Genomic DNA, 26,184 nt, shown 5'->3' with positions numbered 1-26,184 from the left:
CGCCTTCGCCACTGGTGTTCCTCCACATCTCTACGCATTTCACCGCTACACGTGGAATTCCGCTTTTCTCTTCTGCACTCAAGTTCCCCAGTTTCCAATGACCCTCCACGGTTGAGCCGTGGGCTTTCACATCAGACTTAAGAAACCGCCTGCGCGCGCTTTACGCCCAATAATTCCGGATAACGCTTGCCACCTACGTATTACCGCGGCTGCTGGCACGTAGTTAGCCGTGGCTTTCTGGTTAGGTACCGTCAAGGTACAAGCAGTTACTCTTGTACTTGTTCTTCCCTAACAACAGAGTTTTACGACCCGAAAGCCTTCATCACTCACGCGGCGTTGCTCCGTCAGACTTTCGTCCATTGCGGAAGATTCCCTACTGCTGCCTCCCGTAGGAGTCTGGGCCGTGTCTCAGTCCCAGTGTGGCCGATCACCCTCTCAGGTCGGCTATGCATCGTTGCCTTGGTGAGCCGTTACCTCACCAACTAGCTAATGCACCGCGGGCCCATCTGTAAGTGATAGCCGAAACCATCTTTCAATTTTCTCTTATGCAAGAGAAAATGTTATCCGGTATTAGCTCCGGTTTCCCGGAGTTATCCCAGTCTTACAGGCAGGTTGCCCACGTGTTACTCACCCGTCCGCCGCTAACGTCATAGAAGCAAGCTTCTAATCAGTTCGCTCGACTTGCATGTATTAGGCACGCCGCCAGCGTTCATCCTGAGCCAGGATCAAACTCTCCGAAGAAATGTTTGACTTGCTCATAAAAGTTTAAAAAAATTAACGTTGACGTTTGTCGCTTTGTTCAGTTTTCAAAGTTCAACCGTCGCTCTTAAGCGACTTTTCTATCTTACCAAGTTTCGAACTCAGTGTCAATAGTTTTTTTGTTTCCTTTGAGATTCGTTTGTGTCTCTCAAGGACATTTATAAATATAACAGACATATTATTATATAGCAATACCAAAATAATAAGTTTAAATTTTCTAATATCTTCTATTCGTTATATCAGTTGGATAAAAAGGAAAAAGACAGCTTTTAAACTATCTTTTTCTAAGTAATAGTTAAACTTTACTTCCTAAAAGTATTACCTTCTAAAATAAATGTACTAAAAGCCGGTACAGTTACATTATCACTTTTTATTTTCTTTATAGACTTTGTACCAGCTTTTTTTCCATCGACAAGCAGGGATAGATTGCCTTTGCTAGAGACTTTCATTTTTATCTCATTGGAATTGGCATTGTGTATGATAGTTAGTTGATTTTTGTTTTTACCTTCCAATGTATAAGCTACTACATTTTTAGGTGCATTTAAGAATGATAGGTTCTGACGAATCTCAGAGGCAGTTGTCATACGAAATACTGGATACTTTTTACGAATCTCAATTAAACCTTTCATATATTCAACCTCTTGATTAAATGCTAAACGCCGCTCCCAATCTAGTTGATTTACAGAATCTGGTGATTTGTAGCTATTATGGTCCCCACCTTTAGTTCTCATAAACTCTTGACCAGCATGTATGAAAGACACTCCTTGTGAAGTTAACACCATAGATGAAGCAAGCTTATGCATTTGCTTACGCTCAAGCTCAGTAGCATTTGGATTCGTTAATAGTAGTTTGTCCCATAAAGTATGATTATCATGGGCTTCTACATAAGTTACTACTTGTTCAGGATCTTGATAAGTAGATGTTGAAGAATCGTATTGAAGGCCACCTGCTATACTCTTTTTCATCGTGTCTTCCATACCTTGTTTGCCATTTACAAAGCCGCTATCTTCATCATAAAATACACTACCTTTTAAACCATCACGAATAACATCATTAAAATGCGCTACGCCTGGCATTTTGTTTGCATTCTTCTGGTTTGCTTTTTGGTCAGCAGGTAAAGGCGTATTTAAATCCCAACCCTCTCCTAAAACAATAATACTCGGATCAATTTTATTTAAAGCGTCTCGTACCTCTTTCATGGTTTCTACATCATGAATTCCCATTAAATCAAAGCGAAAACCGTCTAAATTATATTCTGTTGCCCAATATTTTACAGAGTCTACAATAAACTTCCTCATCATTTTACGCTCTGATGCTGTATCGTTTCCAACACCTGTTCCATTAGCTAACGTTCCATCTTCATTATATCGGAAATAGTAACCTGGTACCAACTCATTAAAGTTTGACTCACTTACAGCATACATATGGTTATACACAACATCCATAATTACGCGTAAATTATTTTTGTGCAGTGATTGAACCATCTGCTTCATTTCTTTAATTCTTACTTTAGGTTCATATGGATTTGTAGAATAAGAACCTTCCGGCACATTATAGTTCTTTGGATCATATCCCCAATTGTACTGCGGCTCGTTTAATTTTGTTTCATCCACTGTGCGGTAATCATAGATAGGAATAAACTGCACGTGCGTCACACCTAAATCTTTAATATGATCTAATCCTGTTTTAACTCCACCAGGTCCTCTTGTTCCTTCTTCAGTAACGCCTAAAAACTTACCTTTATTTTTAATTCCACTATTTGGATCAATCGATAAATCCCGTACGTGCAGCTCGTAGATAATAGCATCTTCGCGGTTTTTCAAGAATGGCTTTTTCGCTGGCCACTTCTCTGGGTTTGTGGTTTTTAAATCTACCACTACACCTTTATCTCCGTTTACAGTTACAGCACGTGCATACGGATCAACAGCCTCATTCCACTTATCTCCAATTTTAACTTTATACGTGTAGATTAATCCATCTTGATTTCCTTTTAATTGTGTAGTCCATGTACCTCGCTCTGCTTTTTTCAGTGGAATTTCTGTTCCGCTAGTTGAGTCCCACTTTTTATATGAGACTAGTTTAGCTTCAGTAGCAGTAGGAGCCCATAAGCGAAAAGACGTTTTATCTTTTTTATACGTATTTCCTAAGTCATTTCCGTCATAATAAAACATGTCATCAAATTCTTTAGAACGCACTGCTGCTCCAATTTCAACCGTCGCGCTTCCAAACAAGGATTTCGATATCTTATATGCCTTTGTTAAATCTAAGTTATTTTTCGTCACAACTCGAACCTTGTTCGTTGTTTTTTCTTCCTTATTTAATGGTATCACTTCCTTAATTTCTACTCCTTCTAATGTAATACCAGAGTTATCTGCCTCTTCTATAGCGAATGGAACGTTTGTTTGAAGCGTAATTTCATTCATTTTATCAATAGTAGCTCCAACAATCTTTGGATTTAAATCAATTTGGCTTGGATCGTAGAATACACGCTCGATTCCTTGAGCAATCCAAATTTCAGCTGATCCATCTTCTTTAAATTTCGTGATATAGCGATTATCTAATTCTTTATTCCCCCATTCGTTTCCATTTATGCTTTGTCGAGCAATAAACCCTACCTTTTGAATACCTTGGGGATCATTCAATTCAAAAGTAGCAACTTTTCCAAAATCATCTTCATCTTTAAACTGAACGGCTTGTCCACTCTTTCCATCTGGCCAGACCCACAAATCCCAGTCTTTATAGTTCTTATCATAACGTGCATAATGAATGGTTACTTTAACGTTCTCATAAGATGGTAAATCACGATACTCTCCATCTGGTGGCTCGTTATATACTGTGTTATCTCCACTTTTTATCCATACTTCCCCTTCACCATTTTGGATATCAACCCAGCGATCTTCCCCATCTTTTTCCCAAGTATCTGTCCGGACAATAAATCCTACCTTTTTGGTGTTTGTAGGAATTTCAATCTCAGCAACTTTTCCAAACGCATCTTCCCCTGTAAAGTCGTACGCTTTCCCTTCCCCGCCTTCAGGCCAAATCCATAGGTTCCAATCTTTTGTGTTATTCGGCGCTTCTTGATAATGAATAATTACTTTCCCTGTATTTGCAAACGTTTGCATAGGGAAGCTCGAAAAAGCGGAGGCAAACATTGCAAAAACGATTAGAACAACAAACCATCGATTAATTTTCATAAAGCCCATCCCCTTTGTTTATAGTCGATAACAAATCTATTATATAAAAAATGAAAACGTTTGCACAATATAAAATTTTTAATTTTCGAAAATTAAATCCAAAAGACCTATTAAAAAAATAGATAATAATAAATAAAAAAGACAGCCAATTAGCTGTCTTTTTATTAACGGTGGCGCATTTGCGGGAATAACAGTACATCACGAATAGAAGGAGCGTTTGTTAATAGCATAACTAATCGATCAATACCAATTCCTAAACCACCAGTTGGCGGCATACCATATTCTAACGCTTCAATGAAGTCATCATCCATCTCATGTGCTTCATCGTTACCTTGTTCTTTTTCTTTTAACTGCGCTTCAAAGCGTTCACGCTGATCAATTGGATCGTTTAACTCCGTGAAGGCATTTGCATGCTCTCTTGCTACAATAAATAACTCAAAGCGATCAGTAAAGCGAGGGTCATCCTCATTCTTTTTCGCTAATGGTGAGATTTCTACAGGATGTCCGTAAATGAATGTTGGTTGAATTAATTGCTCTTCTACTTTTTGTTCAAAGAATTCATTTACAATGTGCCCGTATAACATATGCTCTGTAATTTCAACATTGTGTTCTTTTGCAAGAGCACGTGCCTCTTCAACAGATGTTTCTTTCCAGAAATCAACGCCTGTATATTGCTTAATAGCATCTACCATATGAAGTCTTGTCCATTCTGGAGTTAAGTCTACTTCATACTCCCCATACTGGATTTTAGTCGTTCCTAATACTTCCTGAGCAATATGTGCAATTAAGTTTTCAGTTAATGCCATAATATCTTTGTAATCAGCGTATGCTTCATAAAGCTCAATCATTGTAAATTCTGGGTTGTGACGAGTTGATACCCCTTCATTACGGAAGACGCGACCAATTTCGTACACTTTTTCTAAGCCACCAACAATTAATCGTTTTAGGTGTAGCTCAATTGCAATACGCATATAAAGCTCCATATCTAGAGCATTGTGATGAGTAACGAATGGACGAGCCGATGCACCACCAGCAATTGAATGCATCATTGGTGTTTCAACTTCTAAGTAGCCATTATTATCTAAGTAGCGGCGCATTGATTGAATAATACGGCTTCGCAAGATAAATGTTTGTTTACTTTCTGGATTAGTAATTAAATCTAAATAGCGCTGACGATAGCGTTGTTCAATATCTTTTAAGCCGTGATATTTATCCGGTAAAGGACGTAAAGCTTTTGATAATAGCGTGAAGTCTTTTACTTTAATTGATAATTCACCAACTTTTGTTTTAAACAATACGCCTTGTACACCAACATGGTCACCAATATCAACTGTTTTAAAGATTTCGTATTGTTCATCCCCTACTGAATCTTTACGAACATAAAGTTGAATTTGACCCGTTAAATCTTGAACGTGAGCAAAGCCTGCTTTTCCTTTTCCGCGCTTTGTCATAATACGTCCTGCTAATGAAACTGAAACTTCATTTTCCTCTAAAGCTTCTTTTGTTAGTTCTTCATATGCATCAATTATCTCTTGTGATGTATGTGTACGTTCGAAGCGTTTTCCAAATGGATCCATACCTTGTTCTCGAAGGTTGTTCATTTTTTCACGACGAACGAGAAGTTGATCATTTAATTCTTCATGATTCATTATGTGCTCATCTCCATCGTATTAATAAATTTTCTAAAACAGAAAAAAGGCCAGCTTTTCCACTGGCAATTCCTACGTTTCTTTAAAATTATTATAAATTCAGTCGTTTCTCTATGTCAAATCGCTTTAGACTTACAGTGTGTTCTTGTCTCAAGCTAAAACAACTTGATATAGTAATCCAACTGCCTTAATGCGTAATTATATCGCTTCTTTTCTTTACGCACTTTCGACCTTATCGAATTCTAAATAATGTTTGGTTATCAATTTCTTATTGTAACGAACTAAGAAAAGCAAGTAAACCTCCTGGCTCTTAAAAACAAAAAACGTTTTTATGGAGCCGTTACATCATATAAGTTACCAATTAATTTAATCCCTTGTTCTGCAGCTAGTCTTTCCGCTAAGTATACTGTCGATGTATCCTCAATAGGTATAATGAGGTCACTAGCAATTTCTGCTAGAGGGACCATTACAAATGCTCTTTCTGTCATCCGAGGGTGAGGAACAATAAGTCTAGAACTATGTATAACCTCTTCATTATACAGAAGAATGTCCAAATCTAACGTACGAGGTCCCCATACAACCTCTCTTTTTCGGTTCTGCTGTAGCTCAATCGCCTGCAAAACATCGAGCAACTCTAGAGAAGAAAGTTCTGTTTTAATTTCGGCTACCATATTTAAGAAAGCGCTTTGGTTAGTATAGCCAACCGGATCCGTCTCATATACGGAAGAAAGATTTTCTAATAAAATGCCTTCATGACTGTCTAGTGATTGAACAGCTTGCTTTAAGTAGTTACTGCGGCTTTTAATATTAGACCCCAGGGCTATAAAAGCTCTATTGTTCATTAGCGGCTCCTTGTAATTTCGACGGCAACCGAATCATAATGACCTTGAATCGGAGGGTCGGGTTTATATACTTTTACGGTACAAGCTTGAATTAGATGATAAGAGGATAAAACCGTTGACGCAATGGTCTCAGCAATAGTTTCAACCAGCTTAAACGTTTCTTTCTCCACAATGTTTTTACAGACTTCGTAGAGCTCTGCATAACTTACAGTTGCTTCTAAATCATCCTCTTGTCCAGCTTTTTTTAAATCTAATTCTACTGTTAAATCTACATTAAAACGTTGACCTAACTTATTTTCCTCAGTAAAAACGCCGTGATAACCATAAAAGCGCATATTATTCACATAAATTTTATCCATTCTCGATTACTCCTTTACCTACTAAAACATCCATCATCTTCGTAAAGCGAGCAATCTCTTTCACATCGTGTACTCTTGTCATATGAATACCTTTAGAAATACCCATTCCAATAGTAGCAGCAGTTCCTTCTATTCGTTCCTTTGGAGGCAAATTAAGGACGTGTCCAATTGTTGACTTTCGAGATGTAGCCAACAACACAGGATAGCCTAGTGCTGTAAACTTATCTACATTTTGAATAGCTTCAATATTTTGCTCTACTGTCTTAGCAAATCCAATCCCTGGGTCTAAAATAATATTCTTATCTTTTACACCAGCACTTTTAACGATTTTTATGCTTTCATATAAATCAGCAATCATATCTGGAATGAGGTTTTGATAATTTTTATTGTCTCTATTATGCATGAGGATGATAGGTACATTATAATCAGCAGCTACTTTTGCCATCTCCGGGTCAGCCTTTGCTCCCCACACGTCATTAATAATGTGTGCACCTGCTTCAATTGCTTGCTTTGCTACCTCAGATTTATACGTATCAATAGAGATAGGTACGTCTAGAGTTCGAGATAATTCTTTGATAACAGGAATTGTACGCTCTAATTCTTCTTCCACACTTACTTTATCGCTTCCTGGACGTGTTGATTCACCACCGATGTCAATGAGGTCTGCACCATCTATGACCATTTGTTTAGCATGCTCAATTGCTTTATCGATATGGTTAAATGAACCACCATCTGAAAACGAATCTGGGGTTACGTTCAGGATCCCCATAATCAATGTCTTTGTAGAATAATCTAACTTATGGGAACCACAATCGATAAATTGACTATTTACTACCGTTTTTGTCATCTAAGACTTCCTTTCGTACGCCTTCTTTATTCCATAAATGCGAAGTATATTTCTCATATTGTCGCTGTAATGTATAGGTTAGCGTTTGTTCACCCGTTTTAAACTCTTTCTCTCCAATTTTATGGATAGCAAAAATTTCTTGAATTGAATTTGTCATAAAGATTTCTTCGCTCTCAAGAAGCTCTGATAGTGTAAAGAATCCTTCTTTAATAGAAATCCCCTTCACACTTAAAAGCTTACATATAAATTGGCGAGTAATACCGTTTAATATTCCCGTTTCAACAGCAGGAGTAAAGACGGTGTTATCTTTCACAAAGAAAAGGTTTGAAACAATTCCTTCCGCTAAGAACCTTTCCTTTGTTAAAAAAATCCCTTCCTTACTTATATCGTTTCCAACTTCTCTTTTAGCTAAGATATTATTTAAATAATGATGAGATTTCAACCGTTCATTACTTTCGGGAGTATTTCTTTTTGTTTCAAGAATAACCCCCTCTTTTATAAGAGGGGTTTTCTTATCAGGCATAGACTTCATATAAACAATAAGTGATGGACGAGTATATGCTTCTACCTGTAGTCCAATTTCACCTACACCTGCTGATACGTTTAGTCGAACATACGCATTTTGAAGATTATTCTTTTGCAGCAACTCATTAAGAATTGTAAGTATATCTTCCTTTGAATATGTCCATTCAATATTTAAAAGCGATAAACCACTTTGTAATCGACTCAGATGATCATCTAATAAAAATGGATGACCATTATAGATTCTCATTGTTTCAAATAAACCCAGGCCATACATATAACCATGATCAAAAGGAGAAATAGTTGCTTTGCTTCTTTCTAAAATCTCTCCGTTTACATAAATGTACAAAGGTTACACGCCCTTTTTCTGATACGTATTAATAAAATTTTGCAGCATTTCTCGACCATATGAAGTCATAATGGATTCAGGGTGAAATTGGACGCCCTCAATTGGCATAGTTTTATGGCGAATAGCCATAATCTCATTTTCATCTGTCCATGCTGACACCTCAAAACAATCAGGCAGAGATCCAGCTTCTACAATTAAAGAATGGTAGCGAGTAGCTGTAAACGGATTGTCCAACCCTTCAAAGATTGTTTTTCCATCATGGTGCATTTCTGACGTCTTACCATGCATAAGTTTATCAGCTCTGATAACATTTCCACCAAATGCTTGACCAATGGACTGATGTCCAAGACAAACGCCAAAAATCGGAATTTGACCAGCAAAATATTTAATTGCTTCTAAGCTAATACCAGCTTCATTTGGGCTACATGGCCCTGGAGAAATCATTAAAAAGTCAGGGTTAAGGTTTTCAATCTCTTCAATTGTAATTTCATCATTACGCTTGACGACTAACTCATGGCCTAGCTCACCTAAATACTGTACTAAATTAAATGTAAATGAATCGTAGTTATCAATCATTAAAATCATCTGTTCTCATCCTCCACTCAACTCTTTTTCACTCTGCTCTTTTGCTTTCCATAAAGCCATAGCCTTTTTCAATGACTCTTTGTACTCATACTTAGGGTTGGAGTCAATAACAACACCAGCTCCCGCCTGTACATGTACTTGACCATCTTGAACGACCATTGTACGAATTGCGATGTTAAGTTCCATCTCGCCGTTATAGCCTATCCAACCAATTGATCCTGTATAGACACCTCTTCGAACGGGCTCTAGTTCTTCAATAATTTCCATTGTCCGAACCTTAGGTGCACCTGTGATGGTTCCTCCTGGGAATACTGCATCTACTACATCTACAATGTCTTTATTGTCAGCAATTTCACCTTTGACATTTGATACGATGTGCATAACATGGGAGTATTTTTCAATCACCATAAACTCATCTACACAAACAGTCCCATACTTACTTACTCTACCTAAGTCATTTCGCTCTAAATCAACAAGCATTACGTGCTCCGCACGCTCTTTCTCATTTTCAATTAACTCTTTAGCCAGTGCACTGTCTTCTTCGTTTGTCTTCCCTCTAGACCTTGTTCCTGCAATTGGTCTTGTACTAAGCTCAACTCCTGATTTTTTAACTAATAACTCTGGTGAGCAACTCACTAAATGAAACTCATCGGTTTGCATATACGACATGTATGGAGAAGGATTAATCTTTCGGACTTGTTCGTAAATATGCATTGGATGTGTATTAAGAGGCTGTGACTGTCTTACAGATAAGTTAACTTGAAACACATCACCTTGTCCAATATATTCCTTTATCCTTTCAACAGCCACACCAAACTCTTCTTCTGACATTGACAAAGTTGTGTGTGTATTAACACTCTTCACTTTCTCATAAACAGGAGTATACTTCGTTTCAGACAACCATTGATTTTTATATGAAGTTAAACGAGCTTTAGCATTCTCTTCATCTGTATGGTTAACCATTATCCATAGCTCTTCTTTATGGTGGTCATATACAAAAACATCATCAAAAATTAAGAAATAAATATCAGGCATCTTTAACGGATCATCTGCTATTGTTGGTACATGTTCTACATACCTTACGTAATCATAGCTAATATAACCAATGGCCCCGCCTTGAAACGGAGGTAGCTCTTTACGCTGAGGTGTTTGGTACTTCTTCATCCATTTACGCATTAAATGCATTGGATTACCTTTTTCAACACTTCTTCTTCCTTGCTCTATAATATGAAGCTCGTTAGACTCTCCTCGTAAAATAGCGATAGGATTAAGGCCCATAATATGAAAGTTACCGCCTCGCCCACTTTCCAACAATATATGATGCGGCTCATCTACAGATAATTCTTGATACTTACTAAACCATTTATCCTTAGGAATCGAAATCGATTCACCCCATGTCATTCGTTGCTGCATTTGCTCACTCTCCTAAAATGAATCACCTATCCTTATTTTACATGATTTTAGAAAGTTATTCACTAGATGAAAAAAACTACCCCTTTAAGCCACAAAGTTACTATGACTTAAGGGGGTAGCTAAATAAAAACTATTTATCGTAGCTTATCAAGACTGACCTTGTGTTTGCTCTTCGAATTGGAATAATGGTGTACTTAAATAGCGCTCACCGTTACTTGGAATAATGGCTAACACTTTTTTACCTTTTCCTAATTCTTTTGCTACCTTTAATGCTGCAAAAATTGCTGCACCTGAAGAAATTCCGACTAATACACCTTCAGTTTTAGCTACTTTTCGAGCATAGTCAAATGCTTCTTCATTTTTCACAGGAATAACATGGTCATATAGGTCTGTATTTAACACACCTGGTATGAAGTTAGCACCAATTCCTTGAATTTTATGAGGTCCTGGCTGACCACCACTTAAAATTGGTGAGTCTGCTGGTTCTACAGCATAAAGCTTAATCTCTGGGTAAGCTTCTTTCAATACTTCTCCAGCACCCGTAATTGTTCCACCTGTTCCAATCCCAGCTACAAAAGCATCCAGTTGGTCACCGAATTGTTCAACAATTTCTTTACCTGTTGTTTTACGATGCACTTCAGGGTTTGCCTCATTTTGGAACTGTTGAGGAATGAAGTAACCATGTTCTTTTGCTAATTCAGAAGCTTTATTAACAGCTCCTTTCATTCCTTCAGGTCCTGGTGTTAAGACTAACTCTGCGCCGTATGCACGAAGTAGGTTACGACGTTCAATACTCATTGTTTCAGGCATTGTTAAGATTGCGCGATATCCCTTTGCTGCTGCAACCATAGCTAGACCGATACCTGTATTACCACTTGTAGGTTCAATGATTGTGTCGCCAGGCTTTAAAACGCCTTTGGCTTCCGCATCTTCAATCATTGCCAATGCAATGCGATCTTTCACGCTGCTTCCTGGGTTCATAAACTCCAACTTTAAGTATACATCTGCCATATCTTCTTCAACTAAACGATTTAATTTAACAATTGGTGTTTGACCAATTAATTCCGTAATTGAATTTGCTACGCGTGCCATATCTCCACTCCTAATCCCGAGTAATTTTATTGAATTTGTATACAATTTATCAGTTATTTTCTAAATTGTCAATCATTTTGTTTTGTGACAATGACTTTTTTTTCTATTTTTCTAGACCATTATATCCTTACTGTACCATTTTCAGACCAAACTTCAAAAGAAAAAGACACCGGCTGCATGCGATGTCTTTTCAGAGACTTATTTATATAGCTTCTTCTTTCATTTCTTTTAGCTCTTCTGCAGGAAAGTGATACATTTCATTACAGAAGTGACATTGCGCTTCAGCTTTGCCATCTTCATCAATCATTGATTGAATTTCATCTTTTCCTAAGCTAATAATTGCATTACCAATGCGCTCTTTAGAACATTGACATTTAAATTGAACAGGCATGGTTTCAAGAATTTTAAGGTTATCTTTTCCTAGAACTTCTTCAAGAATTTCTTCTGGTGTTAATCCACGTTGAATAAGCTTAGAGATAGGTTCAATGGTTTGCAAGCGCTGTTCAATTGCTGAGATTGTCGCTTCATCTGTTCCTGGTAACAGCTGAATAATGAAGCCTCCTGCAGCCAAGATGGTGTTATCAGGGTTTACTAACACACCAACGCCAACTGATGAAGGAACTTGTTCAGATGTTACAAAATAATACGTGAAATCTTCTCCTAATTCACCTGATACAATCGGTACCTGACCATTAAATTGATCTCTCATTCCAACGTCTTTTACGACACTAAGCGTGCCTCCCGTACCTACTGCACGAGCGACATCTAATTTACCGTGTTTGTTTAATTCAAAATGTGTTTGTGGATTTGTAACATAACCACGAACTTCCCCTTTGGCATTGCTATCCACAAGGATTGCGCCAATCGGTCCGCCACCTTCGACTTTTATTGTTAACTTCTGCTCTCCCTTTAACATCGCACCCATCATTACACCGGCACTCATCGTACGTCCTAATGCAGCTGAAGCTGTTGGCCATGTATAATGGCGACGCTGCGCTTCACCTACTGCCTCCGTTGTTTTCACAGCGTAGGCACGAACTTGATTATTATATGCTAAAGCCTTGACTAAGTAGTCACTCATAATAATACTAACTCCTCTTATTCCATATTTTTCGTATAAATAATCTGTAGACCTTTTAGTGTTAAAAACGGATCTACAATGTCAATAATGTCTGACTCTTTTGCGATTAATGTTGCTAAACCACCTGTTGCAATTACTTTAGGATTTACGTTTGATTGCTCTTTCATTCGTGTAACAATACCTTCAACTTGTCCAACATATCCATATAAAATTCCCGCTTGCATCGCAGAAACTGTATTTTTACCTACAATGCTATTCGGCCTAGCAATTTCAATCCTCGGAAGTTTAGATGCCCTAGAATATAGCGCTTCAGTGGAAATATTAATACCAGGTGCGATAGCTCCTCCCATATACTGTTTGTCTTCATCAATGTAACAGTAAGTTGTTGCTGTTCCAAAATCCACAATAATTAATGGGCTGCCATAAAGCTTAATACCTGCTACTGCATTTACGATTCGGTCTGCCCCAACTTCTCTTGGATTTTCATATTTAATATTTAAACCTGTTTTAATACCAGGACCTACTATAAGCGGCTTTAAATGAAAATATTTTTGGCACATACGTTCCAATGCAAACATAATTGGTGGCACTACAGAGGAGATAATAATACCATGAATATCTTTAAAAGATAAACCAACGTGCTCAAGGAGTGCCTTAATTGTCATTCCGTATTCATCTTCTGTTTTATTACGACTCGTTTCAATGCGCCAATGATATTTTAGTTCATCACCATCATATACTCCTAATACAGTATTCGTATTTCCAACGTCTAATACAAAAATCATGTTAATCACCACTTCGCCTTTAATCAATATTTACACTGAAACCATCATACCATAACTAAGAAAAAGGGGTGTACAGTAAAAGAAGCTTTTCCTTTTTCTTACTAATGTTCGTATAAAAAACAAAAAAAGTAAGATGCTCCTAGGAGCATCTTACTTTTTATTCTTTAGGCTCTTCCTCTTGATCTGGCTTCGATTGAATGTTTACTTTTACATCTTCATCGCTGCTTTTTGGAGAACGATCTGGAAGCGTCCCATGATCAACTAAATGCTTGATTTGCTCAGCATCTAACGTTTCAACTTTTAATAACGTTTGAGCAATAAGTTCTAACTTATCACGATTTTCAGTTAGAATTTGTCTTGCACGCTCGTAGCTATCTTTAATAAAGCGTTGAATTTCTAAGTCAATTTGATGAGCAATTGCGTCACTGTAGTTTTGTTCATTTTGGATGTCACGTCCTAAGAACACTTGGCCACCTTGCGATTGACCAAACTGCATTGGACCTAACTTATCGCTCATACCGTATTCAGTAACCATACGCCTTGCGATACTTGTTGCACGTTGGAAGTCATTATGTGCACCCGTACTTACTTCGCCAAAGATTAATTCCTCAGCAACACGTCCACCTAATAAACCAACAATCTTATCTAAAAGCTCTGGTTTTGTCATGAAATAGCGATCTTCTTTCGGAAGCATTACAGCATAACCACCTGCTTGCCCACGTGGAACAATCGTTACTTTATGTACCATGTCCGCTTCATCTAATACAACACCAATAATTGTGTGACCAGCTTCATGGTACGCGACAATATTGCGTTCTTTTTTAGAAATAACCCGACTCTTTTTAGCTGGTCCCGCAATTACACGGTCCGTTGCTTCATCAATATCGCTCATATCAATCTTTTTCTTATCTTGTCGCGCAGCTACTAAGGCAGCTTCGTTTAATAAGTTTTCTAAGTCGGCTCCTGAGAAGCCTGGTGTACGCATCGCAATGGCATTTAGATTTACATTTTCATCTAAAGGTTTGTTGCGAGCATGTACTTTCAACACTGCTTCACGACCATTTACATCTGGACGATCTACAGTAATCTGACGGTCAAAACGTCCTGGACGTAATAAAGCTGGATCTAAAATATCAGGGCGGTTTGTTGCTGCAATGATAATGATTCCTTCATTAGCACCAAAGCCATCCATTTCAACAAGCAATTGGTTTAGAGTTTGTTCACGCTCATCGTGACCTCCACCTAGACCAGCACCACGTTGACGACCTACAGCATCAATTTCATCGATAAAGATAATACAAGGCGCGTTTTTCTTTGCATTTTCAAACAAGTCACGCACACGTGATGCACCGACACCAACAAACATTTCAACAAAGTCTGAACCACTGATTGAGAAGAAAGGCACGCCTGCTTCACCAGCTACAGCTCTCGCTAATAATGTTTTACCCGTTCCTGGAGGACCTACAAGAAGTACACCTTTTGGAATTCGAGCGCCTAAGTCGGCAAATTTACGAGGGTCTTTCAAGAACTCTACAACCTCAACAAGTTCTTGTTTCTCTTCGTCTGCACCTGCAACATCTTTGAACTTAACTTTCTTCTTTTCTTCACTGTAAAGTTTCGCTTTACTTTTACCAAAGTTCATTACACGGCTACCGCCACCTTGAGCTTGGTTTAGTAAGAAGAAGAAGAGGATGAAGATAATGACAAAAGGTATAATTGATGTAAAGAATGTTACCCAACCACTTGTTTCATCTGCTGGGTCAACCTTCACCTGAATGTCCTTACTATTTGCAGCGGCATTAATACGCTCTAACGCTTGATCACCATCTACAATGTAAGTTTGGAATTTCTGATCTTCATTATAAGATTCTAATTTCCCTTGTACGACATAAACCCCACGTTCAGGCTTCAATGTTAATGATTCAATATCTCCACTTTCCAAGTGTCCTACAAATGTGTCATATCGCATTGCTTCAGTCTTCTGGTTGGAACCACTGAAGAAACTGACCACGCCAATAATGACTAAAAATATAAGTAAATAAAAGATGGTATTACGGAAGATCCGATTCATTTCTTACCTCCTCCCACGATAAACAAATACTGTATTCAATAGTACCATAGAACCTATATCCTATCCAACAAATTGCATTTGCAAATATGCTGATTAATTACTATACACTTCTGGTTTTAAAACGCCAATGTAAGGTAGGTTACGATATTTTTCCTGATAATCTAACCCATACCCTACTACGAAAGCATCTGGAACCTCAAATCCAACGTAATCTGCTTTAATATCCGCTTTACGACCCGTTGGTTTGTCTAATAGTGTTACGATTCTAATTGATTTTGCTTTGCGATACTTAAATAACTCTACTAGATAGCTTAGAGTTAATCCGCTATCAATAATATCTTCTAAAATTAAGATGTCTCGACCTTCTACAGAAGTATCTAAATCCTTTAAGATTTTCACTTCACCAGAAGAAACCATTTCTTTACCATAGCTTGATACATCCATAAAATCCATTTCTAAATATGTATCGATGCGTTTAATTAGGTCAGACATAAAAGGCATTGCACCTTTTAATACACCAATTACTAAAGGAAAACGACCTTCATACTCTTCAGTGAGTAGTTGTCCTAAATCCTTTACCTTTGCCTGTATTTGTTCCTCTGAAATTAGAATTTCTTTAATATCATGCTTCATTCCTTGCTTGCCTCCTAGAAGTTTTCCCTACTTATAGTATAAAATAACATATCTTAACTTATGAGTGTGTAATTCATAAGCAGATTTTTTTAATTTTGGCAGCCATAAAATTGTACCATTACTATCTTCTACAACCGGCCACGCATCTCTTTTCTCTAAAGGCACTTTTTCATCAATAAAGATATCCTTTACCTTTTTATGCCCCTTCATGCCTTTTAATTGAATTTTATCTCCTGGCCTTCGCGTCCGAACTCGAATTGGAAACCTAACCTTACTTTCATCTACTAAAAAGATGTCAGTTTCTTTCTTATCATATTTTCCATTATGTATTCTAGCAGTAAGGGAATGACCATTCGGCAGCTGAATGACCCCTGGAATAGGGATATCATATTCATATGCTGGAATAGACTGCGTTAACTCAAAAGTGAACACACAATCGTCATACGAACGAGAAATGGTCAGCTTGTTTGGAAAGTGAAGCACACCAGAAGGTTTATCAGCTTCTAAAAACCTCAATAAATTATTAATATGAACTGAGGAAAGATCTGAAGGGATTTTTTTATAGAGATAGTTTAATATTAGTTGAATCCCACGCCTTTGTAAAGGTTTGCTTATATTAAGGAAAGACCCTCGACTCATTAAAAGATATCCTTGTCTTTGCTGTTTAATTACCTTATTCATCTCTCGAGTTGTTAATTCCTCTAAATAGGCTTGATCTTCATATAAGTTTTCACTAAAAGCTTGAAATTTTTCATGTATATCGTGATACTCATCCTTTAAAAAAGGTAATATATATTGTCTAATGCGATTACGAGTATACGTATCCTTCTCGTTAGTAGGGTCTATTCTAGGATTTAAGTTAAATCTCCTGCAATATAACAAAATTTGTTCTTTTGTAACGGATAAAAAAGGGCGAACGAGAGACCCTGTGGCATAAGGACGCTTTGCCTCCATCCCTCCATACCCTCTCATCGTACTACCACGTGCCAACCTCATGAGTATTGTTTCTACTTGATCATCTCCATGATGAGCTAAAGCTAGTACTTCTGCACGGTACTTATTCATCATCTCTTCAAAGAACGCATACCGACATTCTCTAGCTGCTACCTGAGCAGATACTTTGTGCTTTTTCTGATAAGTTGTTACATCGATATTAACGCCTTCAAATGCAATACCTGCATCTCTACAATAAGCTTGCACATATTCTAAGTCATTTTTAGACTCTGCTCCTCGAAACATATGATCAACGTGTAACGCCACTAAATTTAAACTTCTGTGCACTTGCTCCCTATGTAGAAAATGAAGCAACGCTAAGGAATCTGGACCTCCAGAAACACCCACTAAGACTGTTGCATTAATTGGTAAAAGGTTATGTTTATCAATAAATTCTGTTGTTTCCCTTTCCATTATTCTGTTCATCCTTACGTGATTAAGACTAGTTACCACTATCCCTTTCTCATTTTACGGATATTCCATTAAAAAGTTTCACATTTATAATACTTGAATGAAAAGATATAACAAGTACATAAACATGACGGATGCTCCTAATAAAACGGTTTCTAGGAAATGTGTACGCTTCTTCTTTACTTTAACACGCTTTGGACTATGCTGACGAACCTTTTGATTTCCTGAAGATTTAACAGATTCACCACTCTTGATCCCTTCAATCAAATCTTGCTTCATCTCATGAGCTGTAAGATAGTTGCCATGAATCGATTTATACAAAATCGAACGATGTGCTGACAGAGCATTATGCGTTTTTAATAATCTTTTTAGCTGTTCATTAGGTTTATCAGCTTTGTTTAAACGCTCGCCGATTAATAGCTCGATTATAATCATAGCTACAGCAAACAAATCATATGCTGGTTCTGCTTTTCGAGAGCCAAACCCCCAATATGCTCGGTCATAGTAGTCTGTAAACTCTTTGATAGCTCTCCCTTGCATTGTTGTTCCACCTACATCGATTAAACGAATCTTGACAGGGTGATTGGTAACAACCAAGTTCTCTGGCTTCAAGTCTCCAAAAACCCAACCCGCTTTGTGTAATTCATGTAAATCCCCCAATAGCTGCATGACCAGTACATTTACCCATTCCTTTCCTCTTTTCGCAACGAAAGCTTTTAACGATGTTCCTTTTACATATTCCATTACATAAAAAGAGAGTGCTTGATTACGATAAACCCAGTCATCTACATCGAATAAGAAAGGCCCAAGAGACTTGCCATGGACCTTTGAGAAGTTACGTAATACATTTACTTCAGCCGTTACTGAGTTGTTGTCAAAGCTTAACTTTAGCGCTGCAGTTTCTCCATTTGGTGATTGAACCAAATACACAACTCCAGTTGCACCTGTGCCTAGTTGTTTCATAATGGTGTACTGATTATGATGCCACTTCCCTGTTAATGTTGTACCGGCTGATAAATTACATACCAGATTCTTCATTGTAGTGTTCATCACTTCTTAACATCCCCCTTAAGGAACGTTTCTTCTGAACAAAGTGGTTTGTTGCCGCTTTAATTGCTGGACCAGTAGGTGTAATACCACCAGCTGTTAACTTCGGAAATATAGTAGATAACGATTCTAGCTTTGGATTCCAGTCCATAAGCTTTTCAACATCTTTCTTTTTCCCTGGAAATAAAAATACTGAAAATTGGTTGTACCCAATTCTAGCGTTGAGGCTGAGGGATAAATCTAATAATGCTTCCTTAACAGTTGGAAGCTTCGACTTCATGCTTCCACTCATATCAACTAAAATGAGAATCTCTAAATCAACTGTTTCACCTAACTCGTCAACAACTTCCATAATTTCTCCACGTTTTTCCGGAGGTAAATCTTCCATTTTTGAAGCTGATGCACCTAATATTTGTTGAAGTTCTTTATTTACTACGCCTTGTAACGTTTGAGTCATCGCTTGTCTTGTAACCATTTGAACGGTTTGAGAAAGTTGCTTTACATAAACGATTTGGCTAACTCCTCCACCTGACATAGCAATACCTTCAATTTCGTTTTGACTTTGTTCATCAATCACGTCTTCTTCCATAACGCCTATAACATTCACACTGATGCCTTGTTCCTTTGCTAGTGCTGCCATTGCAATTGGATCTTCTCCTGTATTAGAACCTCCATCTGTAATGACTAACATTTGCTTTAACGTTCCTTTTTTCATAAATAAAATCCCCTCCTCATTATCAGTATTAACATGATAGACGAGGAAGGGATAATTTATACTCTATAATCTACTGTGCTTTTTTACGATACGCATATGTTGGAATGGAAGACCATTTTGGCGTATTATGCTTCAGTTTAGCAACCACCACGGTCATATCATCTTCAATTAAACCGGACCTTGTTCGAATGACTTCTTCCATAATTAAATCTGCAATTTCTTGTGGATCATCGGTTTGTAGCTCTCCAATTTTACGCTTCATCCACATCTCATAATTCTCAACATGTCTTGGGCCTTCAAACACCCCATCACTCATCATAATGAGCAAGTCCTGTGCTTTCATTTGTTCACTCACAACGTCTACTTCAAACTCTTCAATAATCCCCATTGGTAAATTACTTGCTTGTACCTTGATTACTTTATCACCACGCTTAATAAAGCTGGGTGTCGAGCCAATTTTCAAGAAGTTTACGTTTGCATCTTGTAAATCAATCATTGCCAAGTCAAGCGTCGAAAAGATTTCATCACTCGTTCGCAACGACAGAATAGAATTAATAGATTTTATTGCAATTGTCTCTTCAATCCCGGTTTGTAGGATTTGTTTCAGTAATTGTAGTGTTTCACTACTCTCATAGTGAGCTCTTTCACCGTTCCCCATACCATCACTGATCGCTAATGCATATTTGCCAGCATTTAATTCAATCATTGAATAGCTATCCCCTGACACAAATCCTCCTCCTTTTGCAGCGTGAGCAACCCCTGTATCTACTACATACGCTTTGGTGGAACCAAAGGAAACGTGACAATAACCTTGTGGATATTTTGCACACTCTTCATTTTTTACCACGATACTTTCACCAAGTATATCCGTAAGCATTGGGGCAATAATTTTTTCACACTCACCTCTGCCGTGACAGTAAGGAACCCACATTTCTACATCTACATTACCAGGTTCTAAACTATAAATTTCAATTTGGTTAATTTCCATGCCAAAGCTTCTCAATGCTTCGACAATCTGTTCTTCTTGAACATTTAAGTTTTCTCTTTCTCTTTTTATTTCTTGAGCGAAATTATTCATGACTTGCGAAACTCCATGCAACTGCTCAGCTACAATCCGACGACTTTCATGAATCTGAGATTTCAACTGCTGATTGGCTTTAAAATAAGTCAGCTCATGCTCAATAACATCGATTACTTTTTTGGACTTCACACAATGCTTGTCCATCTCTCTGACTAGCTTGGGATTTTGTTCTAACGAATTATTATCAATTTCTAGCATAATTTCTTTCATATATTCATAGGTTGTATCAAACTGTTGAGCCCAACACTGCTCTTTCTTGAAACAGAATTGACACGTTCTCTCCGTTACACTACTTAGAAAATAATCTATTTCTTTTTCTTCATTTCGCTTTTCTTCATAAAATCCATTTTGAGTAAAACTATCAGATAAAGCCTGAAATACGTTGGAGAATTGTTCTACTCGATTTGCCGTCACATCTCTTACTTTTCGAATATACTGCTGTTGCTCCATCATATTTTCAGATGTACCTGGAACGAGCTTACTTAAGTTTTTCAAAAGAAATGTTGGTGTTAATAGAAATAAAGTGACAGCGATAAGCGACTCATATAAATTGGTTGAAAGTGCCTGTTCAGCTTGTGAATAGAGCCCAATTAAAAGAGATCCCACAATCAATCCTAGAGATGCACCCATTTTTTTGCCGTCTTTTAGTAATCCTCCTAACAAACCTGAAAAAGCTAGTAAGCTCATTTCATATAAACTCGTTACGTTAGCAAAGCTTAAGATTAATCCCGTGACTACACCAACAGTAGCTCCAATTGTCGGACCTGATACAAAAGCAAAGATTAATACTAAATAACGTGATAGTACGTGTTCTGCCGATAAACCGTACATGACCCAACCAATGGTTCCTGTCATGACCGATGCTAAAAGAATAATAAGAGAAATAACTTCTTCTGTTTTAAGAGATTGCTTTCGCTTTCGATATGAAATAAGAGGTACACTCTGTAGAAAAATCATTGTTAGGATAAAGCTCAAGCCCGCTTCTACAGCTATAAATGAAAAGTCATACATTGTGACTCCTTGTGAAAACAAGTAGAAAATTCCTAATTTCGTTAGAAACATAGAAATAAACACAGTAAACGGTAACTTTTTAAGAGGATCTATGGTTATAAAACCACTAAAGCGATGAAGAAGTAAAAATACGAATAGGGAACAGAAGACAACCCCACCGTTTTGTAAGGATAGACTAAATGCTCCAGCCAAGATGGCCAGGCCTGCAAGAGCTGCCTTATCTTTCTTAATAGCAAGTACAGCCGCAAAAAATGGTAATGCAAACGGCATAATTTCCATTAAAATTAAAGCTCGTCCTAATAAAAATCCTACTGCTAATAAAATTAATCCCCATTGGAACAATACCTTTTCTGTTTTCAGACTCGTTTTCGTAAAAATGCGTGACATTTCTAACCTAGTACGATTAAAAACAGCTTCAGTTGCTGGACCGGCAAAATTCCGCTCAGTTTTTTGCATTTTTCCACCACCCGCTAATTATACTTATAAGCTATTATAGCGAGAAAGGGATTAATATTTTGTCAAATCGACTCTCTCTCGTACAAGAATCGTTCGACGACTTTCTAGTTAGAGACCGAAAACTATACAAAAATATGTATAATATTACATTGTAACTTAAAAAATTTTAGAAGTTATGCTCTAAACTAGTATTTTCTTGCACTAATTTATTTAAATTTATGAGGTTTATTATTTATATTTTTTGGTTTGCTATTATTTTAAAAAATGTTATTGACAACCAATGAGGATTTTTATATTATTATACATGTCTTTTATAAAGAATTTATGGCGGTGTAGCTCAGCTGGCTAGAGCGTACGGTTCATACCCGTGAGGTCGGGGGTTCGATCCCCTCCGCCGCTACTTATTATAAAGGCCCGTTGGTCAAGTGGTTAAGACACCGCCCTTTCACGGCGGTAACACGGGTTCGAATCCCGTACGGGTCATCCAAAAACATGTACATCATTGTACATGTTTTTTTATATGCAAAAAAAGCACCTTCACTGAAGGTGCTTTTTAGAACTCGCTATCTATATCGTGATAAGCAGCAAGTTAGCCGCGTTTCGCGCCGCGTCCGCCACGTTTTGATTCTGTATGGCGTTTTAGGGAAGATAAACGTTCTTCACTATCTTTTAAGAAACGATTCATTTTTTGCTCAAACGTTTCTTTTGAACGGAAGTCATTACCACCACCGCGATTATTATTACGCTGTGGGCGATGTGAGTCACGAGGTCTGTCAGAACGTGGTGCACGCGCTGGTCGCTCTGGACGTTCTGGGCGTTCTGCACGCTCTACAGCTTTCTTAATTGAAAGACCAATCTTGCCATCTTTCTCTACGTTAATAACTTTTACTTCAACTTCATCGCCGACTTTTAAATGGTCGTTAATGTCTTTTACATAGTTATCAGCCACTTCACTAATATGAACTAAGCCTGTTGTTCCCCCTGGAAGCTCCACAAAAGCTCCAAAGTTTGTAATACCTGTTACCTTTCCCTGTAACTTGCTGCCTACTTCAATTGACATAAAAAAAATGCTCCTCCTTAAAATGATAAAAGAAATCAATTTACTCTATTATACAAAAAGCGAAAATATGCTGTCAACGCACCGTGGATTTAGTCTTTTTTGATGTTAAAGATAATCTCACCGTCTTCTGATAAGAAGTAATCTCTTCTCGCAATTTTTTTAATATACTCATCATCATTTAATTTAACAATTTCAGATTCAAGTTGCTTTTCCTTGCTTTCAAGCTTTGTTAACTGTTGTTCTAACTTTTCTTTTTCAGCTTTTTTATTTTCGATAGCTGATGCTTGAGTAATCAACGTTGTAACAATACCTATACCAATAAGTAGAGCCAAAACACCAAAGAAAGTTAGACGTCTAATTAAGCCAATGCGCTTTCGATCTGTTTGTTTTTTAAGATTTTGTTGCTGTTGACTATATTCTGTATTTAACTTTGTTACATTTTTCTTGCGTTCAGCACTCATTAACCTAGTCGTCCTCCTTATTTTTAAAAGTGTTTAACCATGATACAGCTCTCATTATGGTATTCTTTACACGTTGAAAAATTCCTTCTAAATACGTAAAACACCTCTGTAGAAATCGTCTTACAGATTTAGGCATGATTCTCCAAAAAATTAAGAATACCCATCTTATTGGTACAAAAATTACCTTTAGTATAAATGAAACAAGGCCGTATCCAAAGCGATAACATAATAAGCCCAAGGCATTTATACACCTTAACAGCATTCGAGCAGGCTTGACCAATATAATAGTAAGAATCGTTAGTAAAGCTCGATAAACGGCTAACACACTTGAAACAATAAATTTTAAAACTTTTAAATAAATGGATTGAATTAAGCTCTGATAAGCTGCAAATCCGCATAATAAAGCAAGAAATGCATAAAATCTTAGCTCACCTTCATTAACTAAAAACAACACATAAAAGATGAGTAGTGCTTGAACTACCCAAAACAGTAAGTCGCTAATAAAGACGAACCACCTTACTGTTTGAGCCCGATTTACAAAGTAGCGATATGTATCCAATGATGCTCCAACACATCCACCCATCGAAATCATCGCAAGCATAGTATAGAATTGTATATTAAGGCTCATCGAAACAACTTACTAAAGAATCCTTTAGCTTTCTCCGACTGGTTCTCATCTAAGTAAACTATATCAAAGATTTTTCCTTTTATCGATACAATTCCTTTTTCAACATCTAAATTTTTCATTTGAAGGTTTTGACCACGTACAGATAAAAACCCCATCACAGTTTCAAGCAAAAATTCCTCATTGTCAAAACTCTCTACTTGCTTGACTCCGGTAATATCTAAGAGGCGTCTCCCCTTCATTACTAAATCATGATTTGGAGTTTGATCTTTATTTGCACTGCCCATTTCGTAAAATTGACTCATCTTCATCCCCACCTCATTATTAAGCTCTTCATTACGTTTGGTTTAAACATATGAAGTGAGAATGAAGTTTAGAACAAGCTCACAGATGTCCTAACTGTTTTATGAGTTTGATACTTTTTCTTCTCTTACTAAAGAGTATAAGTTAGCAGCTTCTTCTTTCTTAGCATTTTCTTGAAGAGCTTCTATCTTTACTGTCACAATCTTTGTCCCAAATTGAATAGCTAACTCATCACCTACTTTTACGTTTGAGCTTGCCTTTGCAACAATTCCGTTAATGGAAATTCTTCCTTTGTCTGAAATCTCTTTTGCTAACGTACGACGTTTAATTAGACGAGATACCTTTAAAAACTTATCTAATCTCATAGTTCCCTCACCTTTCTTTATTACAAACCTATTTTTTTTGCTTCATTCCAAAATTGGTCTAGCTCTTCTAATGTAAAGTTTGCAAATGATTGACCAGATTTCTTTACCTGCTCTTCAATATAGCGAAAACGCGCACCAAATTTCTCATTCGTTTTAGCTAATGCGGTTTCCGGATCAATTTTGTAGTAGCGAGATACGTTTACTAACGCAAATAAAAGATCGCCAAACTCATTGCTCATCTCTTCCAGATTCTCCGCCTGCACTTCTTCTTCAAATTCCTGAAGCTCTTCTTTTACTTTATCCCACATCGGCTCAATCGTTTCCCAATCAAACCCGACTTTGGCAGCTGCCTTTTGATATTTATATGCTCTCATCAAGCTAGGCATGGTAGACGGTACATCATCTAATAATGAAGAAGGTTCTTCCCCTTTTTCTTGCTTTTTAATTTCATCCCAGTTTTGAAGAACCTCTTCCTCATTATCGGCTTTTACGTTGCTAAACACGTGTGGATGACGCCTAACCATTTTTTCTGCTACGGTAGAAATGACGTCCTCAATGGTAAACATTCCTTCATCTTCACCAATTTGAGCATGTAGCATTACTTGTAGCAGAACATCTCCTAGCTCTTCAACAATATGGTCGTCATCTTGTTGATCGATAGCATCTAGTAGCTCATAAGCTTCTTCAATTAAATAACGCTTTAACGATTCATGCGTTTGCTTTTTATCCCATGGGCACCCATTTGGCCCTCTCAGTATCGCAATAATACGGCGAAATTCTTCAAATTGGTGATATAACAATGCAGAGTCTTTTACAGGTGGAACATAAACCGTTGTTAGATTATTGAGCTCCATTCCATGATCAAGCTCATACAGTTTGACTTTTTTAATATGCTCATCTGAGCTACCTGCCGCTGTTACAATGTATACTTCATATTCATCTGGCAGCTGCTCCATTAGTGTAAGCTTTACATCAGAAGCTACAAACTGGTCATACACCTGCCCTATTAAAATATGCTGTTGCAACCTTAGCTCATCACGATGTAGTGCAGTGCCATCTAAAAGCTGAAAGCCTTCAATTGGGTCAATTTTCAATGACGTAAAAATAGGATCTAGAAAGCTTTGCCCACCTTTCACATCAATTTCAATACCTTCTTCGTTTTGCAGTAACAGCTGAACTGTTCTTTCAGCAACTAGAGGATGACCTGGAACAGCGTAAAGAACATTGCCATTCTTAGCTTGTTCTAACAGTTGCTTTGTAATACTTTCGTATACATCATCGAATGAATCAAATGATTCATAGACACCATCAAAAGATTGATAAGAAAAACCTTCTTCTTCTAATGCTCTCACAGCTGGGTGCTCTTTCGTTCTTAAAAACACGCTCTGATTTTGTTTTAATAAACGATAAATTCCTACTGGAAGCTGGTCAAGATCTCCTGCACCTAAACCAACAATGGTTATTTTATTAGTCAT

General features: G+C 37.3%; 23 protein-coding genes, 2 tRNA genes and 1 rRNA gene (1 of these 26 cut by a window edge). 2 read left to right on the top strand and 24 right to left on the bottom strand.

Going from position 1 to position 26,184, the window contains the following annotated elements; genetic code table 11:
- The 18 genes from LZP85_RS19755 to spoIIE form a co-directional block, all read right to left on the bottom strand.
- Window positions 1-741: ribosomal RNA gene (locus LZP85_RS19755) — 16S ribosomal RNA — on the bottom strand; it reaches 812 nt to the left of the window's first position.
- 320 nt (window positions 742-1,061) lie between these two features.
- On the bottom strand, window positions 1,062-3,953 hold the full coding sequence (pulA, locus tag LZP85_RS19750) for a type I pullulanase (protein ID WP_224840385.1): 2,892 nt from the start codon (window positions 3,951-3,953) through the stop codon (window positions 1,062-1,064).
- A gap of 164 nt (window positions 3,954-4,117) precedes the next feature.
- Window positions 4,118-5,602, bottom strand: a complete 1,485-nt coding sequence (gene lysS / locus LZP85_RS19745) for a lysine--tRNA ligase (RefSeq protein ID WP_025909854.1) — start codon at window positions 5,600-5,602, stop codon at window positions 4,118-4,120.
- Window positions 5,603-5,931: 329 nt separating this feature from the next.
- Window positions 5,932-6,444, bottom strand: coding sequence for a 2-amino-4-hydroxy-6-hydroxymethyldihydropteridine diphosphokinase (gene folK / locus LZP85_RS19740; protein WP_025909853.1), 513 nt, complete (start codon window positions 6,442-6,444; stop codon window positions 5,932-5,934).
- The gene (gene folB, locus LZP85_RS19735) at window positions 6,444-6,803 is read right to left on the bottom strand and encodes a dihydroneopterin aldolase (protein ID WP_025909852.1); all 360 of its coding nucleotides are present in this window, start codon (window positions 6,801-6,803) and stop codon (window positions 6,444-6,446) included. Before folB ends, folK begins: the two co-directional genes overlap by 1 nt.
- Window positions 6,796-7,650, bottom strand: a complete 855-nt coding sequence (folP, locus tag LZP85_RS19730; RefSeq protein WP_025909851.1) for a dihydropteroate synthase — start codon at window positions 7,648-7,650, stop codon at window positions 6,796-6,798. Before folP ends, folB begins: the two co-directional genes overlap by 8 nt.
- Complete coding sequence (gene pabC, locus LZP85_RS19725; protein ID WP_226639687.1) at window positions 7,628-8,521, bottom strand: aminodeoxychorismate lyase; 894 nt, start codon at window positions 8,519-8,521, stop codon at window positions 7,628-7,630. Before pabC ends, folP begins: the two co-directional genes overlap by 23 nt.
- Before the next feature lie 3 nt (window positions 8,522-8,524).
- Complete coding sequence (gene pabA / locus LZP85_RS19720; protein WP_025909849.1) at window positions 8,525-9,106, bottom strand: aminodeoxychorismate/anthranilate synthase component II; 582 nt, start codon at window positions 9,104-9,106, stop codon at window positions 8,525-8,527.
- 6 nt (window positions 9,107-9,112) lie between these two features.
- Entirely contained in the window at window positions 9,113-10,519 is a 1,407-nt protein-coding gene (locus tag LZP85_RS19715) for an anthranilate synthase component I family protein (RefSeq protein ID WP_061785374.1), read from the bottom strand.
- Window positions 10,520-10,666: 147 nt separating this feature from the next.
- Window positions 10,667-11,611 carry a cysteine synthase A gene (gene cysK / locus LZP85_RS19710; RefSeq protein WP_025909847.1) on the bottom strand — a complete coding sequence of 315 codons (945 nt, stop codon included), beginning with the start codon at window positions 11,609-11,611 and terminating at the stop codon, window positions 10,667-10,669.
- A 202-nt stretch (window positions 11,612-11,813) separates the two neighbouring features.
- The gene (gene hslO / locus LZP85_RS19705) at window positions 11,814-12,692 is read right to left on the bottom strand and encodes an Hsp33 family molecular chaperone HslO (protein ID WP_119542750.1); all 879 of its coding nucleotides are present in this window, start codon (window positions 12,690-12,692) and stop codon (window positions 11,814-11,816) included.
- A gap of 17 nt (window positions 12,693-12,709) precedes the next feature.
- Window positions 12,710-13,477 carry a type III pantothenate kinase gene (locus LZP85_RS19700; protein WP_025909845.1) on the bottom strand — a complete coding sequence of 256 codons (768 nt, stop codon included), beginning with the start codon at window positions 13,475-13,477 and terminating at the stop codon, window positions 12,710-12,712.
- Between the two features lie 157 nt (window positions 13,478-13,634).
- The gene (ftsH, locus tag LZP85_RS19695) at window positions 13,635-15,548 is read right to left on the bottom strand and encodes an ATP-dependent zinc metalloprotease FtsH (RefSeq protein WP_025909844.1); all 1,914 of its coding nucleotides are present in this window, start codon (window positions 15,546-15,548) and stop codon (window positions 13,635-13,637) included.
- 93 nt (window positions 15,549-15,641) lie between these two features.
- Window positions 15,642-16,181 carry a hypoxanthine phosphoribosyltransferase gene (gene hpt / locus LZP85_RS19690; protein ID WP_025909843.1) on the bottom strand — a complete coding sequence of 180 codons (540 nt, stop codon included), beginning with the start codon at window positions 16,179-16,181 and terminating at the stop codon, window positions 15,642-15,644.
- Between the two features lie 27 nt (window positions 16,182-16,208).
- Window positions 16,209-17,588, bottom strand: a complete 1,380-nt coding sequence (tilS, locus tag LZP85_RS19685; protein WP_234561899.1) for a tRNA lysidine(34) synthetase TilS — start codon at window positions 17,586-17,588, stop codon at window positions 16,209-16,211.
- An 84-nt stretch (window positions 17,589-17,672) separates the two neighbouring features.
- Window positions 17,673-18,635, bottom strand: a complete 963-nt coding sequence (locus LZP85_RS19680) for a serine/threonine protein kinase (protein WP_035320698.1) — start codon at window positions 18,633-18,635, stop codon at window positions 17,673-17,675.
- Window positions 18,604-19,347: a vWA domain-containing protein gene (locus LZP85_RS19675; protein ID WP_025909840.1), complete on the bottom strand. Its 744-nt coding sequence runs from the start codon at window positions 19,345-19,347 to the stop codon at window positions 18,604-18,606. Before LZP85_RS19675 ends, LZP85_RS19680 begins: the two co-directional genes overlap by 32 nt.
- Before the next feature lie 70 nt (window positions 19,348-19,417).
- Window positions 19,418-21,895: a stage II sporulation protein E gene (gene spoIIE, locus LZP85_RS19670; protein ID WP_119542751.1), complete on the bottom strand. Its 2,478-nt coding sequence runs from the start codon at window positions 21,893-21,895 to the stop codon at window positions 19,418-19,420.
- Window positions 21,896-22,221: 326 nt separating this feature from the next.
- Here spoIIE and LZP85_RS19665 point away from each other — a divergent pair.
- Together LZP85_RS19665 and LZP85_RS19660 are read left to right on the top strand one after the other, a co-directional pair.
- A tRNA-Met gene (locus LZP85_RS19665) sits at window positions 22,222-22,295 on the top strand.
- An 11-nt stretch (window positions 22,296-22,306) separates the two neighbouring features.
- Window positions 22,307-22,378, top strand: a tRNA-Glu gene (locus LZP85_RS19660).
- A 106-nt stretch (window positions 22,379-22,484) separates the two neighbouring features.
- Here LZP85_RS19660 and LZP85_RS19655 read toward each other — a convergent pair.
- The 6 genes from LZP85_RS19655 to yabN form a co-directional block, all read right to left on the bottom strand.
- Window positions 22,485-22,955 carry a S1 domain-containing RNA-binding protein gene (locus tag LZP85_RS19655; protein ID WP_119542752.1) on the bottom strand — a complete coding sequence of 157 codons (471 nt, stop codon included), beginning with the start codon at window positions 22,953-22,955 and terminating at the stop codon, window positions 22,485-22,487.
- An 89-nt stretch (window positions 22,956-23,044) separates the two neighbouring features.
- Window positions 23,045-23,416, bottom strand: coding sequence for an FtsB family cell division protein (locus LZP85_RS19650; RefSeq protein WP_025909837.1), 372 nt, complete (start codon window positions 23,414-23,416; stop codon window positions 23,045-23,047).
- Between the two features lie 4 nt (window positions 23,417-23,420).
- On the bottom strand, window positions 23,421-24,044 hold the full coding sequence (gene yabQ, locus LZP85_RS19645; protein WP_119542753.1) for a spore cortex biosynthesis protein YabQ: 624 nt from the start codon (window positions 24,042-24,044) through the stop codon (window positions 23,421-23,423).
- Entirely contained in the window at window positions 24,041-24,346 is a 306-nt protein-coding gene (yabP, locus tag LZP85_RS19640) for a sporulation protein YabP (protein ID WP_025909835.1), read from the bottom strand. Before yabP ends, yabQ begins: the two co-directional genes overlap by 4 nt.
- A gap of 99 nt (window positions 24,347-24,445) precedes the next feature.
- A complete protein-coding gene (locus LZP85_RS19635) occupies window positions 24,446-24,709 on the bottom strand; it encodes an RNA-binding S4 domain-containing protein (RefSeq protein WP_025909834.1) in 264 nt (87 codons plus the stop codon).
- A gap of 20 nt (window positions 24,710-24,729) precedes the next feature.
- A complete protein-coding gene (gene yabN, locus LZP85_RS19630) occupies window positions 24,730-26,184 on the bottom strand; it encodes a bifunctional methyltransferase/pyrophosphohydrolase YabN (RefSeq protein ID WP_025909833.1) in 1,455 nt (484 codons plus the stop codon).

This window comes from Priestia flexa (genome assembly GCF_021441905.1).
In the GTDB taxonomy this organism is placed as follows: Bacteria; Bacillota; Bacilli; order Bacillales; family Bacillaceae_H; genus Priestia; species Priestia flexa.
Note: the sequence above shows the minus strand (reverse complement) of the source record. Positions and strands in the feature narration are given on the sequence as shown.

Excerpts from the sequence above, each read along its gene's own strand:
- yabQ (WP_119542753.1), bottom strand. The coding sequence starts at position 24,044 with ATGAGCCTTAATATACAATTCTATACTATGCTTGCGATGATTTCGATG.
- LZP85_RS19700 (WP_025909845.1), bottom strand. The coding sequence starts at position 13,477 with ATGATTTTTGTATTAGACGTTGGAAATACGAATACTGTATTAGGAGTA.
- cysK (WP_025909847.1), bottom strand. The coding sequence starts at position 11,611 with ATGGCACGCGTAGCAAATTCAATTACGGAATTAATTGGTCAAACACCA.
- pulA (WP_224840385.1), bottom strand. The coding sequence starts at position 3,953 with ATGAAAATTAATCGATGGTTTGTTGTTCTAATCGTTTTTGCAATGTTT.
- lysS (WP_025909854.1), bottom strand. The coding sequence starts at position 5,602 with ATGAATCATGAAGAATTAAATGATCAACTTCTCGTTCGTCGTGAAAAA.
- LZP85_RS19650 (WP_025909837.1), bottom strand. The coding sequence starts at position 23,416 with ATGAGTGCTGAACGCAAGAAAAATGTAACAAAGTTAAATACAGAATAT.
- folB (WP_025909852.1), bottom strand. The coding sequence starts at position 6,803 with ATGGATAAAATTTATGTGAATAATATGCGCTTTTATGGTTATCACGGC.
- tilS (WP_234561899.1), bottom strand. The coding sequence starts at position 17,588 with ATGGAAAGGGAAACAACAGAATTTATTGATAAACATAACCTTTTACCA.
- hslO (WP_119542750.1), bottom strand. The coding sequence starts at position 12,692 with ATGAGTGACTACTTAGTCAAGGCTTTAGCATATAATAATCAAGTTCGT.
- folK (WP_025909853.1), bottom strand. The coding sequence starts at position 6,444 with ATGAACAATAGAGCTTTTATAGCCCTGGGGTCTAATATTAAAAGCCGC.
- pabA (WP_025909849.1), bottom strand. The coding sequence starts at position 9,106 with ATGATTTTAATGATTGATAACTACGATTCATTTACATTTAATTTAGTA.
- LZP85_RS19715 (WP_061785374.1), bottom strand. The coding sequence starts at position 10,519 with ATGCAGCAACGAATGACATGGGGTGAATCGATTTCGATTCCTAAGGAT.
- hpt (WP_025909843.1), bottom strand. The coding sequence starts at position 16,181 with ATGAAGCATGATATTAAAGAAATTCTAATTTCAGAGGAACAAATACAG.
- folP (WP_025909851.1), bottom strand. The coding sequence starts at position 7,650 with ATGACAAAAACGGTAGTAAATAGTCAATTTATCGATTGTGGTTCCCAT.
- LZP85_RS19635 (WP_025909834.1), bottom strand. The coding sequence starts at position 24,709 with ATGAGATTAGATAAGTTTTTAAAGGTATCTCGTCTAATTAAACGTCGT.
- ftsH (WP_025909844.1), bottom strand. The coding sequence starts at position 15,548 with ATGAATCGGATCTTCCGTAATACCATCTTTTATTTACTTATATTTTTA.
- LZP85_RS19655 (WP_119542752.1), bottom strand. The coding sequence starts at position 22,955 with ATGTCAATTGAAGTAGGCAGCAAGTTACAGGGAAAGGTAACAGGTATT.
- spoIIE (WP_119542751.1), bottom strand. The coding sequence starts at position 21,895 with ATGCAAAAAACTGAGCGGAATTTTGCCGGTCCAGCAACTGAAGCTGTT.
- yabP (WP_025909835.1), bottom strand. The coding sequence starts at position 24,346 with ATGAGTCAATTTTACGAAATGGGCAGTGCAAATAAAGATCAAACTCCA.
- LZP85_RS19680 (WP_035320698.1), bottom strand. The coding sequence starts at position 18,635 with ATGAACACTACAATGAAGAATCTGGTATGTAATTTATCAGCCGGTACA.
- LZP85_RS19675 (WP_025909840.1), bottom strand. The coding sequence starts at position 19,347 with ATGAAAAAAGGAACGTTAAAGCAAATGTTAGTCATTACAGATGGAGGT.
- yabN (WP_025909833.1), bottom strand. The coding sequence starts at position 26,184 with ATGACTAATAAAATAACCATTGTTGGTTTAGGTGCAGGAGATCTTGAC.